A 15,165-nucleotide genomic window follows, 5' to 3' on the forward strand; every position below is an offset into this window, starting at 1 on the left:
ATGCGGCGGGAGTGAATTGTGTCTCAGAGTTCGGGAAGCCCGATATTCGGCAAGCGCAAGGAACAGCCCATCCTGATCCTCGCGCGTGGTGAAAAAGTTCATCACATGACGGTACGCCCTTGGATGACGGCCGTCGGTGTTTCGCTCGGCGCCCTGTTCGCCGTTGGATACCTTGCCTCGACATCGTACCTGGTTCTGCGCGACGATCTCATCGGTGGCACCATGGCGCGTCAGGCGCGCATGCAGCACGATTACGAGGATCGCATATCGGCGTTGCGGGCGCAGGTCGATCGCGTCACCAGCCGGCAGCTGCTCGACCAGCAGGTGGTGGAGGAAAAGGTCGAAAAACTTCTCCAGCAGCAGCAGGCCCTCACCTCGCGCCACGGCAAGCTCGGCTCCCTCATCGAGCGCGCCGAGGAATCCGGCCTTGCCGATCCCGGCAAGGATAAGGACGAGACCGACAAACACGCAGACGCCACCGGCGGAATACAGGCGATCGAGCGGCTGATGGGCCTGGCTGCGAAGACGGCTCCCAAGGGTCCGGCTCTCGCCTATGCCGCTCCTTTCACCCGCACCGACGCGCGCGGCGGCGACACGATTACCGATCGTGCCGACCGGCTCTTCTCGCGCGTCACGCATTCCCTGAAGGATATCGAGCGCTCCCAGAAAGACCGGATCGCGACGCTCACGTCCGGTGCCATCAGCGCGACCGATGCCATCGAAACCATCGTCGCCCGCACGGGTCTCTCCATCACGCCCGATCCAGCGGATGCCGACGAAGCGCGCACGGCGAGCGAAAGTGGTGACACGAATACGGCCGTGGGCGGCCCCTATGTCGAGCCGGAAACCACGGATGTATTCGATCGCCAGCTGGTCGAACTCGACACCGCACTCGTGCGACTGGAGCAGGTGCGCGGCGAAGTTCGCAAGCTGCCGTTCAGCAACCCGGCCCCGCAGAGCGACATCACCAGCCAGTTCGGCAATCGGATGGATCCCTTCCTTGGCCGCCTCGCGCTGCACGCCGGCATCGATTTCCGGGTTGCCACAGGCACGAGCGTCCGCTCGACGGCGCCGGGCAAGGTCGTGGTTGCCGGCCGCAACGGCGGCTATGGCAATATGGTCGAGATCGATCACGGCAACGGCGTCAGCACGCGCTACGGACATCTCTCCACCATTCTCGTCAATGTCGGCGACGTCGTGAAGGCCGGTGAGGCCATAGCTCGCTCCGGCAGCACCGGCCGCTCCACCGGCCCCCACCTCCATTACGAGGTCCGGCTACACGGGGATGCGGTCGATCCGATGCGCTTCCTGAATGCGGGGATGAAGCTGACCAGCTATATCAACTGAACCTCTTTAAATACGGCATTTCCGTCCCATATTCTGCGTGTTCGAGCCGGATTCGCCGCCTCGGAGCGTCTTGGTGACCGCAAAGAGCCAGTTTTCTTGACTTTCCGCACGCTTGGGCATATGAGCGCCCTCGACGGACCTCGAGAGCGCGGCCCGCGGCACCAGAGTTCGTTAGAACCGGAACGGAAACAGATTTCCCTTTGACAACGTTTGCTGATCTTGGCCTGAGCCAAAAAGTTCTCTCCGCCGTCACCGATGCGGGCTACACGATCCCGACGCCGATCCAGGCGAACGCCATTCCGCCGGCGCTGATGCGCCGCGATATCCTCGGGATCGCGCAGACAGGGACCGGCAAGACGGCCTCCTTCGTGCTGCCGATGCTGACGCTTCTCGAAAAGGGTCGGGCCCGGGCGCGCATGCCGCGCACGCTGATCCTCGAGCCGACACGCGAACTCGCTGCACAGGTTGCCGAGAACTTTGAAAAGTACGGCAAGAACCACAAGCTCAACATCGCGCTTCTCATCGGCGGCGTCTCGTTCGACGAGCAGGACCGCAAGCTGGAACGCGGTGCCGACGTGCTGATCTGCACGCCGGGTCGTTTGCTCGACCACTGCGAGCGCGGCAAGCTGCTGATGACCGGCGTTGAAATCCTCGTGATCGACGAAGCCGACCGCATGCTGGACATGGGCTTCATCCCGGACATCGAGCGCATCGCCAAGCTTATTCCCTTTACGCGCCAGACGCTGTTCTTCTCGGCGACCATGCCGCCGGAAATCCAGAAGCTGGCCGACCGCTTCCTTCAGAATCCCGAGCGCATCGAGGTCGCACCGCCCTCCTCGACCGCCAAGACCGTAACGCAGCGCTTCGTCGCCACGCACGGCAAGGACTATGAAAAGCGCGCCATTCTGCGCGATCTCATCCGCTCGCAGGACGAGCTGAAGAACGCGATCATCTTCTGCAATCGCAAGCTCGATGTTGCCGAACTCTTCCGCTCGCTCACCCGCCACGGTTTCTCCGTCGGTGCGCTGCACGGCGACATGGACCAGAGCTCGCGCACGAAAATGCTCGCAGGCTTCAAGGACAATGCGATCACGCTGCTGGTTGCCTCCGATGTGGCCGCCCGCGGCCTCGATATCCCGGATGTGAGCCACGTCTTCAACTTCGACGTTCCGATCCATGCCGAGGATTATGTCCACCGGATTGGTCGTACGGGCCGTGCAGGACGCTCGGGCGCTGCCTTCACGCTGGTCAGCCGGCGCGATGTGAAAGCTGCCGACGCCATCGAAAAGCTGATCGATCAGAAAATCGAATGGCACAATGGCGGTCTTGACGACCTGCCGGCGCCGATGGAAAGCACCGACAACGGTCGCTCCGAAAAGAAGGGCGGTCGTGACGGCAAGCGTCGCGGACGCGAGCGGGAGCGGGATCACGCGCCGCGCCACGTCGTGGATCACAACCCCGACGCTCCCCGCCCCTACGGCACGAAGCCGGACGGCTACAGCCCGGAAAGCTACAAGCCGGATGCGGTGAAGGCGGACGGCGGCAAGGCCGTCGGTCACAAGCCTGACATCAAGACAGACGATACTTATCTCCAGACCGAATCGGTGCAGCCAAGGATTGAACCCGTGAGAGCAGAACGCAAGGCAGACCCGAAGCCGCAGAACGCCGGCCCCCGGAACCATCGCCCGGCGTCGCCTGCCAACGACGACAACCGCGACCGCCGCAACCGCTACCGCCGCGACCATGATGACGGTCCGACGCCGGTTGGTTTCGGTGATGAAATTCCTGCTTTCATGCTGGTTGCCGGCAAGGCCTGATCGGGTTTTCCCAGACCATTCAAGCGCAGTGTGTTCCAGGAACCGCTGCGCTTTTTGCGTTATGCTGCACAGCCGGAGTGCTATTCGCAGACGTGGCTCGCGTGTGGTACCCTGCTGACCGACGATGGAGGTTCCGCCGTGACAGACGTGAAGACTGCCGCTCCCGGCGTCGATTTCCCCGGCGTCGGCTGTGGCCTCGCGATCCTGCGCGACAACCAAATCCTCCTCTGCCGCCGGCTGAAGGCGCCCGAGCGCGGTCACTGGACCATTACCGGCGGCAAGGTCGATATGATGGAGGGCAGCCGTTCGACCGCACGGCGCGAGGGCGTGGAGGAAAGCGGGCTCTCAATCGGCGACGCCATCGACTTTCTCTGCGTCAGCGAGCATGTCCTCGAGGCTGACCGGCAGCACTGGATCTCGCTGATCTACGTCACGCGTGATGCGCACGGCGATCCGCAGGAGACCGAGCCGGACAAACTGGCGGATATCGGATGGTACGATCTCGAGGCCCTGCCCGCGCCGCTCTCCCGCTTTGCTGCCGACGCAATCGCAGCCATCAGAACCGCCACGTCAATCTTGGAATGAATTTCCTTAAAATACAAACGCTTGAAATCCGTTCTTCAAAAATGACGCAAGGATGATAACGGCCTACTTGGCTGATCGCATCGCCGCCTCGTAGGCAAGCTTCGCCCAGCGCGTCATTTCCTCTGGATCGTCGAGTGCAGCATCGGGAATAGACCAGTAGGGCATGAAGACCGGCCTCTTGCCCGCCTTTCCCTCGTAACTCCACTGGCGGGCACCGGCTGCCTCGAAAAGCGGCGCACTCTCGCGATCCGCTTTCAGCATCAGTTCGCTGTTGAGGTCGATTGCCACGATCAGCCCGTTGCGATAGACGCCCTTGCCGCCGAACATGCGCTTGATCGTTACCGGCCCCAGTCCGGAAAACAGGTCCTCGATTGCCTCTGTGTCCATCTCCTATCCCTTCAGTATACCGCCGGCGGCCGTAATGGCTTCCGGCGTGTCGAGATCGAGATGGGCAGCTGGTCCGATGTCGATATCGATAACCGGCAAGCCCCCTGTCTCGACCACATGCCGCGCGCCCACATCCCCCTCCAGACGGCGGAGGGCGGGAAAGAGCGCGCGCGGCAGGATCACCGGATTGCCCCGCTTGCCACCATGGACGGCGCGCACGACCGCCTGTCCACCCTGCTCTTCGAACGCCGCGATCAAGCGGCGTACATCCTTCGCCGTCACACCCGGCATATCCGCCAGCAGCACGAGCATTCCATCCGTCTCAGGTCCGATACCCTCCAGCCCCGCAATCAGCGAAGACGCCATGCCGGAAGCGAAATCGTCATTGTGCACGAACGCAAGATCAAGTCCGGACAAGGCCTCCCGGATGTCGTCCGCCCGATGACCGGTCACCACGGTGACCGGCTCAGGGCTCGCCGCAAGCGCCACCTCGGTCGTCCGGCGCACGAGCGGCACGCCGTCGAATTCCGCCAGCAATTTGTGATGCCCCGCGGAGCCCATACGGCTTGCCCGACCGGCCGCAAGAATGACGGCACGCACGGTCGGCGGGGGCATCCTCGTGTCACCGCTCCCATCGGGTTCGTTACGGGCGCGTGGACGAGGTCGCGTCGGAATTTCCGCCAGAAGCCCGCCGACACCCATGCCCGTAACCTCCTGCGCTCCGACCGTCTCACCAGCGAGAATCCGGTCGAGCACCCAATCGAAGCCGTTTTCCTTCGGGCTGCGCGCGCAACCCGGTGCGCCGATGATCCTGACATGGCCAAGACTGCCAAGCACGAGAAGATTGCCGGGATCGACCGGCATGCCCACGTGATCGACACGACCACCCGCCGCACGGATGGCAGCCGGAATGACGTCGTCCTGATCCGTCACGGCAGAGGCACCGAATACGATCACCAGACGCAAGCGGTCACACGGTTCGGCAACGGCTCCGCGGATCGCCTCGGCCACCGCATCTTCCCGGTGTGCCACGCGAACTTCGCCTGTCAGGCGGCTTCCAGAGCGACGCAAACGATCCTCCAGCACGCGCCGCGTCTTGTCCATCACCTGTGTCTTCAGCGAGGGCAACAGGGTGGAGACGAGCGTCACATCATGCGCGGTAAATGGCTTGACCGCAAAGGCCGGTGCCTCGGCCAGAATCGATGCGGCCACTTCCGCGCGCCGCCGATCCACAGCCAGCGGAATGATCTTGATCGTCGCGATCATATCGCCGGCCCGCACCGTCGCATGATCGGCGAGACAGGCGAGCGTGATGGCAGGGTCGATCCGGTTGACCCGGTTCACACGTTCGGGTGTGGCGACGAAAAGACCGTCCGCCGCTGCGTGAAGGTTCAGGCGGCCGGTCGAGGCTGGAGAGGCTGTCATGTGATCCATGACAATGCCGGCTGCGATCAGCGCCGCAGCTTCGTCTTCGCCCATATCGTAGGGGCCGGGGCGGGCAACGACCACCTCATCCATGCCGATGTCAGCAAGGTCAGCGACATCACGGGCGGTGAGACGTGTTCCCTTGGCAAGCCTTCGATCCGGAAGCATAACGGCATGCGCGAGAATGGTCTCTTCCGCCTCACCGAGCGGCACCGGGCCAAACCTCATGCGCCGACCTTCCCAACCACGGAAATGCTCTGCGAATCCGGCCGCGTTCGTAGGGACTGGATGATATCGGCGAGAATGGATACGGCGATTTCGGCAGGCGTCGCTGCGCCGATGGAGAGGCCGATCGGCGCCGAAATGCGCGCGATGACCTCCGGCGACAACCCCAGCGCTTGAAGACGCTCGACGCGTCTCGCATGGGTCTTCCGGCTGCCGAGCGCACCCACATAGAAACAGCCGGCCCTCAGAGCAGCCTCGAGAGCGGTATCGTCGATCTTCGGATCATGCGTGATGGCAGCGAGCGCCGTGTAGGCATCGAGCGGCCTTTCCGGCAGCACGTCTTCCGGCCAGTCCGCGACCAGATCGACACCGCCGAACCGTTCGGGCGTGGCAAAGGCGGTCCGGGGATCGATGACGAGGGTGGTAAAGCCTGCGATCCCGGCCATGGGCACCAGAGCCTGTGCAATATGCACCGCACCGATGACGACCAGCCGCGGCGGCGGCCGATAGACGTTGATGAATCCGGCCCCGTCGGCGTCCAGCCGCGAAACACCCGAGACGAAGGCCGTCGAGACATCCTCCGGTGCACTCTCGCCCTCGGCAAAAACCATCGTCTGTCCTGTCTCGATATCGGTCCGGGACGCTACGGCGCGACGACTGGCGCGCAAATCATTGAGCCGGCGAAGGGACGACCGGTCCAGCCCGGCATCGACCTTCTGCACGAGCACCCGGATCTGACCGCCGCAGGAGAGACCGACCTGCCAGGCCGTCTCATCGGCCACGCCGAAGTCGAGGACGCGCGCCTCGCCCGAAGCGATCACGTCCATCGCCTCTGCCACCACTGCCCCCTCCACGCACCCGCCGGAAACCGAGCCATCGAAATTCCCGTCTTCATCGATGACGAGATGGCTGCCCACGGGCCTTGGCGCGGACCCCCACGTCTCGATCACCGTGGCGAGGGCAACCGCCCGGCCCTGCTCGTGCCAGGCCTGCGCGAGCAGGAGTGGATCATGCGCGTCGACATCATTTGTCATGGGAATGTCTCTGATCGTGGAACCGGCGGTCCGCCCGGCGGCTACCGCAAGACACTCGATATAGTGCGCGCGCCAACAATTTTCAGCCGCGGGGTCGGGGGATTCTCAGCGATGGCTTCGCCCCAACGGCATATCGCTCCGACCGGCAGGTGGCGATGCTCTGCCGCGTTCTCCGAGCGAAAACATGGGCATCCCAAGGACAACCCGCCGTTTTCCTTTGACGCGCGTCTCGGGATTGCCGAACATACGGCATATCGAAGCCTGTGGCATGTACCCAAGCCCGGATACATCCGGTGGGCAACGCCGCTCGCACCCTTGTTCTGCTCAGAAACCTTGAAGGTTCCATGTCCCGCCTCCTGTTATCCGTTCTCATCCCTGCTTTCGCGCTCGCGTCCGGCATCGCTTCCGGTGCTGTCGCTGCCGGGCTGAAAGTCGGCGTCGTCGCGCCGGTCGATGGGCCATTCGCCCTGCTCGGACGGCAGGTGCTGGAGGGAGCGCGGTTTCAGGCGGAGGCGCGCGGTTCCCAGGTCATCGCGATCCCCGAGACCTGCGAGGCTGACGGTGCCGAAGCCTTGAAGGCCGCCGTGGCAGCGGCGGGCGCCGAGGCGCTGGTCGGCTTTCTCTGCACGGAAAGTCTCGACGCCATCCTGCCGACGCTTGGTGGCACAGGCGTTCCCGCGATCAGCCTCAGCGTGCGCTCCGATATCCTCATGGAGGATGCACGCAAGAACGGCTGGCCGTTCTACCGACTTGTGCCGAACGCTCGCAAGGAGACCGAGAAGATCGCCAGCGTCATCATCGAGCGCTGGAAAGGGGAACCTCTCGCCTTGATCGATGACGGTACGATTCATGGGCGCGATCTCGTGGAAGGCGTTCGCTCGGCGCTCGCCGAGACAGGTCTGACGCCCGTCTTTACCGATACCTATCGACCGGCACAGGAACAGCAGGTCAGCCTCGTGCGCCGCCTCGGCCGCAGCGGCGCAACGCGCGTCCTCATCGGAGGCGACCGGACGGACGCGTCGATCATCGCGCGCGACGCTCGCAGCGAAAAACTGGCGCTCACGCTTCTGGGCGGCGAGGCGCTGGATGCGGCCGACCAACCCGTTCCACTGGCAGACGGAGTCCTCGCGGTCACACTGCCGGAAGCGGAAATCTTGCCGGAGGCCACCGCGACAGCGGGCGCAATGCGCGCCGCCAACATAGAGCCGGAGGGCTATACCCTGCCGGCCTTTGCAGCCATGACGCTGCTGGAGCAGGCGAAGGACCGTGCGCTGAAGGACAGTACCCCGCTGGCCGACGCCTTGCTCAAGGCGTCTTACCCGACCGTTATCGGAGCCATCCGCTTCGATGCCGGCCACGAGCTTGCGGATAATCCCTACCGGCTGATGGAGTGGCGCCAGGGCCGTTTCGCGGACGCGCCGCCTCCGGGCGAATGAGGGCTGCGACATGACGATGCAACGTGGACCGCGCAATGCTCTGACGGATGTTCCGGGGCTCGCCGTCGGTCACGCGCAGGACGATCGCCTGAAATCCGGTGTGACGGCCATCCTCTGCGATCCCCCGGCCGTTGCCGCCGTGTCGATCATCGGCGGCTCGCCCGGCACGCGTGAAACCGACCTGCTGGAACCGCATAACAGCGTGCAGACGGTGGATGCGCTATGCCTTGCCGGCGGCTCCGCCTTCGGCCTCGATGCCGCATCGGGTGTGCAGGCTGCCCTCCGTGCCATGGGTCGCGGGCTGAAAGTCGGGCCGGCCATCGTGCCGATCGTCCCGGCCGCCATCCTGTTCGACCTCAACAATGGCGGCGACAAGAACTGGGGCACTTATGCGCCCTATCGCGACCTCGGCTACACCGCCGCCATGGCCGCCGCTGGCGATGTCGCGACCGGAAGCGTCGGTGCCGGCACCGGCGCAAATACCGCAACCGTCAAGGGCGGCCTCGGCACCGCGTCGACCGTTCTTGCGAATGGCATCACGGTCGGAGCGCTCGCCGCCGTCAACCCGCTGGGCTCCGCGACCATCGGCGACACCGCCTGCTTCTGGGCCGCCCCCTTCGAACTGGAGGACGAGTTTGGCGGGCTGGGCCTGCCCACGCCCCTGCCGCTCAATGCGACGGCCATCCGCACGAAACTCGACGCCGTGACGCCGATGGCCAACACGACCATTGCCGTCATCGCGACCGATGTCTCCCTGACCAAGGCCGAAGCCAAGCGCCTCGCCGTCGCCGCACATGACGGTTTCTCCCGCGCGCTCTGGCCGTCTCATACGCCTCTCGACGGCGATCTCGTCTTTGCGGTGTCGACCGGCCGGCGACCCGGCAACCTCAACCCCGCGGATTTCCTTGCCCTCTGCGCGGTTGCCGCTTCCACGATGGCGCGGGCGATCGCGCGCGGCGTGCATGATGCGACGCCGGCCGATCGCGACATCAAGCCGTGCTGGAGCGATCTGGCGTCCGAAGCGCCTTGACAACGAACCAGCAGCCGACATTGCCGCTCCTGTCGACCAGTGCTACTGCATCAGCACTCGGACTGGAATCGGTTCAGGATAGATGATGCAGGCGTTTTCCTTGCGTCGAAGCGACGGAAACGTGTCCCGGAGATTTGAGCATGCCGCTTCCCATTCGTATCGCCCCGTCCATTCTTGCCTCCGATTTCTCGCGGCTCGGCGAAGAGGTGCGCGACGTCGTGGCAGCCGGCGCAGATTGGGTCCACCTCGATGTGATGGACGGCCATTTCGTCCCCAACATCACGTTCGGGCCGGATGTCGTTAAAGCTCTGCGTCCCGTGACGGACGCGCCCTTCGACTGCCACCTGATGATTTCTCCTGCCGACCCCTACCTGGAGGCCTTTGCCAAGGCCGGATGCGACAGCATCACCGTGCATGCCGAAGCCGGACCGCACCTGCACCGCTCGCTCCAGACGATCCGCGGCCTCGGCAAGAAGGCCGGCGTCGCCATCAATCCGGCAACGCCGGAAGCGACCGTCGAATACCTGCTCGACACCGTGGATCTCGTTCTTGTCATGACCGTCAATCCTGGCTTTGGCGGGCAGAAATTCGTGGAGCCGACGCTCGACAAGATCCGCCGGGTTCGCAGCATGATCGGCGACCGTCCGATCGACATCCAGGTCGATGGCGGCATCACGGAGGCCACGATCGGCACAGCGGCAGCCGCTGGCGCAAACGTCTTCGTCGCCGGCTCCGCGATCTATGGCGGTGGCTCGCCGGAGGCCTATCGCACCTCCATCGAAAAGCTCCGCGCACGCGCGGAGGGCGGTCGCGGATGAGCACCAACGGCGGCCCGATGCGGCTGCCGACGGCTGGCCGGCGCCTGGGCATGGCGGTCCCGGCCCGGTTGCGGACCGGCTGGCAGGGTGCAAGACACCACCTGCTTCTTGCGCCGGTCTGGGGGGTGCTGATGTCGCTCTGCGCCCTCGCCTCCCTGTTCTACCACGGGCGCGCCGGAACCGGCCAAACCGCGCAGGTGCTCGTCCTTTACCTTCTCGGCGGCGTGCTCGCCTTTCCCATCAGCGTTTTCCTTTCGAGGGCTCTTGCGCTGGGGCGGCGCGCCGAAACACGCTTTGCCTGCACCTTTCTCTGCCTGACGCTTCTGACGATCGCCGTGACCGCGTTTCTTTTTGCCATGCAGTACCGGCTGTTCTTTGCCCGCTGGCATGCGCCCTTTGCCACGCGCATCTGGTTCTACCAGTTCGCCTTCACGAGTGCGGGCGCCGTCTACCAGTTCATCGTCATGGGTGTCAGGCTCTACATGCCGGTGGGCCTCCCTGCGTTGCTCGGCATGAGCCTCTGGCTGACGCGAAAGGGCGGGGATGAGCGCGGAAGCGCCGTTCGGCGTTGAGCTTGCCGGTCATCTTTGATAGAGGCTCGGCCAACGATATCCGAGAGAAAGCTGACATCCGATGATCCCCCGCTATTCCCGGCCGGAAATGGTCGCCATCTGGTCGCCCGAATCCAAGTTTCGCATCTGGTTCGAAATCGAGGCGCATGCCTGCGACGCGCTCGCCGAACTCGGGGTCATCCCCAAGGAGGCCGCGCGCACGATCTGGGAAAAAGGCGGAGCTGCCACCTTCGACGTCGACCGGATCGACGAAATCGAGGCCGTGACCAAGCACGACGTCATCGCCTTTCTCACACACCTCGCTGAAATCGTCGGCCCGGACGCCCGTTTCGTCCACCAGGGCATGACGTCGTCGGACGTGCTCGATACCTGCTTCAGCGTTCAGCTCGTCAAGGCGACGGACCTGCTTCTGGCCGACATGGACCGCCTGCTGGAGGCTCTGAAGCGTCGCGCATTCGAGCACAAGGACACCGTCACCATCGGCCGCTCGCATGGCATCCATGCCGAGCCTACGACCTTTGGCGTCAAGCTGGCGCTGGCCTATGCCGAATTCGAGCGCTGCCGCGCCCGTCTCGTCGCCGCTCGCGAGGAAATCGCAACCTGCGCCATTTCGGGCGCCGTCGGGACCTTCGCCAATATCGATCCGCGCGTCGAGGAGCATGTGGCCGCCGCCCTCGGCCTGAAGCCGGAGCCGGTCTCCACGCAGGTCATTCCGCGCGACCGCCACGCCATGTACTTCTCCATCCTCGGCGTCATCGCGTCCTCCGTTGAGCGCGTGGCGACGGAAATCCGCCATTTGCAGCGCACGGAAGTTCTGGAAGCCGAAGAGTATTTCTCGCCGGGCCAGAAGGGCTCGTCGGCCATGCCCCACAAGCGCAATCCGGTGCTGACGGAAAACCTGACGGGTCTCGCCCGCATGGTGCGTGCCTTCTCCATCCCGGCCATGGAAAATGTGGCCCTCTGGCACGAGCGCGACATCTCGCACTCCTCCGTTGAGCGCATGATCGGCCCGGACGCGACAGTGACGCTCGATTTCGCTCTCGCCCGCCTCACCAACGTCATCGACAAGCTGCTGATCTATCCCGACAACATGATGGGCAACCTCAACAAGTTCCGGGGTCTCGTCCATTCGCAGCGCGTTCTTCTCGCCTTGACCCAGGCTGGCGCATCGCGTGAAGACGCCTATCGCCTCGTCCAGCGCAACGCGATGCGGGTGTGGGAGCAGGGCAAGGACTTTCTGGAAGAGCTTCTCGCCGACGAAGAAGTCCGCGGTTACCTGCCTGAAGCCGACATCCGCGAAAAGTTCGATCTTGGTTATCACACCAAACACGTCGATACGATTTTCCGCCGCGTCTTCGGCTGATCGGCCCGACGTCGATCCGTGCCAAAATTACCGGGCCAAAATGACCGGGCCAAAATTACCGGGAACGGTCGCGTTCGATAGAATGCGACCGTTCCGCGAAAGGATTTCGTGAAGGCTTCCCGATATTTGTAGACTGCAGCTAACGCGCAGATAACGGGAGCATCATCGACATGCCGGCACAAATGGATATGGAACGAGGTGTACGGTCCCGTGTGAAGCTGGCGGGTCGCGTTACATGCCGCGACAAGACGAGCGCGGGAAAGGTCGTGGATCTTTCGGATGCGGGCATGAGTCTTCAGCTGAGCTACGACATCCAGGCAACGCAGGGACAGGCGGTCATCATCGAAACCGAGGAACTCGGACGTTTGAACGGCATGGTGCAGTGGGCACGCGGCGATAAGATCGGCGTCCGCCTCATGACGTCATCGAACACCAGCGCCAAGATCGCCTCCTTCTACAAGTTTTTTCGATAGGCTGAGCTCTCCGCATGCCGCGAAAGCGATGCCCAATGCTTGCAGGTCTTGACAAGGGAGGCTTGTCGCCTCACATCGCGACATCATGAAAGCCTCGGAAGCAGACATCCTCATCGTCCCCGGATACACCAACTCCGGACCGGATCACTGGCAGACCCGCTGGGAGAGCAAACTCGCGTCGGCCCGTCGCGTCGAGCAGGCGGAGTGGGTCAAGCCCGTGCGTGAGGACTGGGTCGCCCGGATGAACGAGGAGATCGAGGCTGCAACCAAGCCAGTGGTCATCATTGCGCATTCCCTTGGTGTCGCCACTGCCGTTCACGCCATTTCGAAGGAAAACCAGCACAAGATCGCAGGTGCTTTCTTCGTCGCCCCGCCGGATGTCGAGAACCCGAAGATCCGCCCGAAGCATCTGATGACGTTCGGACCCTATCCCCGCGAGCCGCTCCCGTTTCCATCCATGATCGTTGCCAGCCGCAACGATCACTTCGGCTCCTACGAGCATGCCGGCGATATCGCCAATGCTTGGGGCTCCATCCTCGTGGATGCAGGCGAGTCGGGTCATTTGAACGCAGAGTCCGGCCACGGGCCGTGGCCAGAGGGCACGATGGTCTTCGCGCAGTTTCTCAGCCGTCTAAAGCCTTGACTTACCCCTATATCTGGATGAATTCTGACGCTTGGAAAGGTGCCTGAAGACGAACCTGTCTCGGGCGATACTCCTCGGCTGGGCGGACGTGAATGTGACGAGCGAACCAAGCAGCCAGAGCGACGGCGCTCCCCTCGACACGGTTTCTCCGGATGACATGGCTCGGCGACTGAGGCTTGCGCTCGATGTCTCGAAAATCGGTGTGTTCGATGCGGATCTGGAGACCGGCCACGTAACGCGCGATGCCGTTCTGATGCAGATCTTCGGCTACGACGCCCTGCCGGATGAAGACGCTGGAGATCTGCTGGAGAAAACGCTCCATCCCGACGACCGAGAACAAACCTGGGCGACCATCAACGCGGGGATAGCCTCAGGCGAGCCGTTCTTCAATGCGTTCCGGATCATTAGGCCCGATGGCGAAGTCCGCTACATCCGTTCCCGCTCGGTGACATTTCAAGATGATAACGGCCATAAGCGCCTCCTCGGCGCCAACTGGGACGTGACGGAAGACATCATGTTGCAGCAGAGCCTGGAACAGGCTCGCGCGCTCTCCGAGACGCGGTACAAGGCTCTGGAGGGCGCCTGGCGCGAGATCGAACGACGCGCGCTGCACGACCAGTTGACGGGGCTTGCCAACCGGCACGCTCTCCTCCACTGGCTGGACAGCCTCCCCACGCTGCCGGACGATACCTGCCCCTCCCGCGCGATCCTGCATATCGATCTGAACCGCTTCAAGGAGATCAACGATACGCTCGGCCACAGGGCCGGCGACGCAGCCATCATCTACGTTGCTGGTCTGCTGGAGGGCCTGCGTCATCAGGACGAATGGCTTGCGCGTATCGGAGGTGACGAATTCGCGCTCATGCTGAGCGTCGGCAAGCGTTCCGGGAACGCAGCCGTTATAGCTGAGGACATCATCCGCGTTCTCGAAGAACCGATTCCCTGCGAAGGTCACCTCTGCCGCTGCGGGGTCAGCATCGGGCTAGCCCACACCAGCGATGCCGTGGACGGACGCCAGGCGCTGATCAATGCGGCAATAGCGCTGTCATATGCAAAGGCGCAGAAGGGCAGCCGCGCGATGGTCTTCACCGCGGAGCTCGAAAATCGCAACCGCGCCATCAAGCAGACGGCCGACGATATTCTCAGAGGTCTCGAGAACGACGCTTTCATTCCGTTTTACCAGTTGCAGTTCGATGCGAAAACGCTTGAAGTCTGCGGTGTCGAGACACTCGCGCGATGGCAACACCCTGAGCACGGAATCCTCGCGCCGGATCGATTTCTGAAGATTGCAGAAGACATCGATGTGATGTGGCGCATAGACCGCTTGCTGGCAGAGAAAGCTTCCGCTGACTTTTTAAGATGGAGAGGCGAAGGACTTCAGGTACCCCGTATGTCGATGAACGTCTCCGCCCGCCGCCTGCTTGATCCCCAGCTGCTGGCTCCCTTCCCCACGAAGAACCTTCCCAAGGGGACTTTCGTTTTCGAAATGCTCGAATCGATTTTTCTCGACGCCCTTGACGGCGAGATGTCCAGGGCCATCGATCGGATCCGGAAAGCCGGTATCGCTATCGAGATCGACGACTTCGGCACAGGACACGCCTCCGTTCTCGGCTTGACCACCCTACACCCCAAGCGGCTGAAGATAGATCGCGCGCTGATTGCTCCGCTGACGCGCGGCGAACGTCATCGCCGCCTGATCGCCGCCATTATCGAGATGGGTCACGCGCTCGATATCGAAATCGTCGCGGAAGGTGTCGAGACGCAGGCGCAGATCGACCTGCTCCGGACGATGGGATGCGATGTCCTGCAAGGTTACGCCCTCGCCCGCCCGATGAGCGCACAGAATCTGGCCGTCTTTTTGCAGACACGCGCGGTAGCGGTCGCTGATGCCGCTCTCCGGACGGAAAGTTCGCCCCCTGCCGCGGAATGACACGCTGCGCGGAGAGGCGCCGAGCGCCTCGCAAAACAACGTCGATCCTTGCGTTTCCATGGGAGAGATGAGACGCCGAT

14 protein-coding genes are annotated in these 15,165 nt (G+C 63.4%); 11 read left to right on the forward strand and 3 right to left on the reverse strand.

Features of this window, described 5'->3' with window-relative positions; genetic code table 11:
* The first annotated feature begins 18 nt into the window (after positions 1–18).
* From BSG19_RS00385 to BSG19_RS00395, 3 genes are all read left to right on the forward strand, one after another.
* Positions 19–1,347, forward strand: coding sequence for a M23 family metallopeptidase (locus BSG19_RS00385; RefSeq protein ID WP_244529044.1), 1,329 nt, complete (start codon positions 19–21; stop codon positions 1,345–1,347).
* Between the two features lie 200 nt (positions 1,348–1,547).
* A complete protein-coding gene (locus BSG19_RS00390; RefSeq protein WP_092983835.1) occupies positions 1,548–3,164 on the forward strand; it encodes a DEAD/DEAH box helicase in 1,617 nt (538 codons plus the stop codon).
* Positions 3,165–3,311: 147 nt separating this feature from the next.
* Positions 3,312–3,749 carry an NUDIX domain-containing protein gene (locus BSG19_RS00395; protein ID WP_092985421.1) on the forward strand — a complete coding sequence of 146 codons (438 nt, stop codon included), beginning with the start codon at positions 3,312–3,314 and terminating at the stop codon, positions 3,747–3,749.
* 63 nt (positions 3,750–3,812) lie between these two features.
* Here the strand turns inward: BSG19_RS00395 and BSG19_RS00400 are convergent, their stop codons facing one another.
* The 3 genes from BSG19_RS00400 to BSG19_RS00410 are packed head-to-tail and all read right to left on the reverse strand — an operon-like array spanning position 3,813 to position 6,820.
* Positions 3,813–4,136 carry a TfoX/Sxy family protein gene (locus BSG19_RS00400; protein ID WP_092983837.1) on the reverse strand — a complete coding sequence of 108 codons (324 nt, stop codon included), beginning with the start codon at positions 4,134–4,136 and terminating at the stop codon, positions 3,813–3,815.
* 3 nt (positions 4,137–4,139) lie between these two features.
* Entirely contained in the window at positions 4,140–5,789 is a 1,650-nt protein-coding gene (locus tag BSG19_RS00405; RefSeq protein WP_092983839.1) for an NTP transferase domain-containing protein, read from the reverse strand.
* Positions 5,786–6,820, reverse strand: coding sequence for an XdhC family protein (locus BSG19_RS00410; RefSeq protein ID WP_092983841.1), 1,035 nt, complete (start codon positions 6,818–6,820; stop codon positions 5,786–5,788). The genes BSG19_RS00405 and BSG19_RS00410 overlap by 4 nt, the downstream gene beginning before the upstream one ends.
* A 344-nt stretch (positions 6,821–7,164) precedes the next feature.
* Here BSG19_RS00410 and BSG19_RS00415 point away from each other — a divergent pair, with 344 nt between their 5' ends.
* From BSG19_RS00415 to BSG19_RS00450, 8 genes are all read left to right on the forward strand, one after another.
* Positions 7,165–8,256, forward strand: a complete 1,092-nt coding sequence (locus BSG19_RS00415) for an ABC transporter substrate-binding protein (protein WP_092985423.1) — start codon at positions 7,165–7,167, stop codon at positions 8,254–8,256.
* A 16-nt stretch (positions 8,257–8,272) separates the two neighbouring features.
* Complete coding sequence (locus BSG19_RS00420; RefSeq protein ID WP_092985425.1) at positions 8,273–9,286, forward strand: P1 family peptidase; 1,014 nt, start codon at positions 8,273–8,275, stop codon at positions 9,284–9,286.
* 140 nt (positions 9,287–9,426) lie between these two features.
* A complete protein-coding gene (gene rpe, locus BSG19_RS00425) occupies positions 9,427–10,104 on the forward strand; it encodes a ribulose-phosphate 3-epimerase (RefSeq protein WP_092983843.1) in 678 nt (225 codons plus the stop codon).
* Positions 10,101–10,676 carry a hypothetical protein gene (locus BSG19_RS00430; protein WP_210185374.1) on the forward strand — a complete coding sequence of 192 codons (576 nt, stop codon included), beginning with the start codon at positions 10,101–10,103 and terminating at the stop codon, positions 10,674–10,676. Before rpe ends, BSG19_RS00430 begins: the two co-directional genes overlap by 4 nt.
* Before the next feature lie 61 nt (positions 10,677–10,737).
* A complete protein-coding gene (gene purB, locus BSG19_RS00435; protein WP_092983845.1) occupies positions 10,738–12,039 on the forward strand; it encodes an adenylosuccinate lyase in 1,302 nt (433 codons plus the stop codon).
* A 188-nt stretch (positions 12,040–12,227) separates the two neighbouring features.
* On the forward strand, positions 12,228–12,512 hold the full coding sequence (locus tag BSG19_RS26300) for a PilZ domain-containing protein (protein ID WP_348272123.1): 285 nt from the start codon (positions 12,228–12,230) through the stop codon (positions 12,510–12,512).
* A gap of 85 nt (positions 12,513–12,597) precedes the next feature.
* A complete protein-coding gene (locus tag BSG19_RS00445) occupies positions 12,598–13,155 on the forward strand; it encodes an RBBP9/YdeN family alpha/beta hydrolase (protein WP_092983849.1) in 558 nt (185 codons plus the stop codon).
* 94 nt (positions 13,156–13,249) lie between these two features.
* Positions 13,250–15,085, forward strand: coding sequence for a putative bifunctional diguanylate cyclase/phosphodiesterase (locus tag BSG19_RS00450; protein ID WP_139274702.1), 1,836 nt, complete (start codon positions 13,250–13,252; stop codon positions 15,083–15,085).
* Positions 15,086–15,165: the final 80 nt, after the last annotated feature.

Origin of the sequence: Rhizobium sp. NFR03, from assembly GCF_900111275.1 — a bacterium.
Classification (GTDB): Bacteria; Pseudomonadota; Alphaproteobacteria; order Rhizobiales; family Rhizobiaceae; genus Ferranicluibacter.